This window comes from Brevundimonas sp. UBA7534 (genome assembly GCF_002479325.1).
Lineage (GTDB): Bacteria > Pseudomonadota > Alphaproteobacteria > Caulobacterales > Caulobacteraceae > Brevundimonas.
The window spans coordinates 9,734-10,148 of the sequence record NZ_DLMO01000179.1 but is presented as its reverse complement, the minus strand read 5'-3'; the positions used below and the strand labels follow the sequence as shown (position 1 = coordinate 10,148).

The following is a 415-nucleotide window of genomic DNA, read 5'->3' as shown; positions in this document are numbered from 1 at the left end:
CCGTGATCGAAGGGGTCCAGCCCGATCAGGTTCTGGTCGCCGCCACCGCCGCCGTGCGCGAAGCCGCCGACGGGCCCGAGTTCTGCGAGCGCGTGGCCGCCGAGACGGGCCTTCGCATCCGCGTGCTCACGGGCGAGGAAGAGGCCAAATACGCCGCGATGGGCGTGCTGGCCGGCGCGCCGGACGCACACGGCGTCTCGGCCGACATGGGCGGCGCCAGTCTGGAGCTGACGCGGCTGAACGGCGACGGCGTCGAGCATGGCCTGACCCTGCCGCTGGGTCCGTTCGCCCTGCTGGACCCGAAGGGCTTCGACGCCGATCGCCTGCGCCGCACCATCGACGCGCGGCTGAAGCCGGTCGCCCGCGACTTCCAGTCCGACACCCTTTATGCGGTCGGCGGGGCGTGGCGGACGCT

The 415-nt window shown here is 73.3% G+C and carries 1 pseudogene; it reads left to right on the top strand.

Features of this window, described 5'->3' with window-relative positions:
* Positions 1 to 415, top strand: a pseudogene (locus B2U11_RS14955) (Ppx/GppA family phosphatase); the annotation flags it as partial.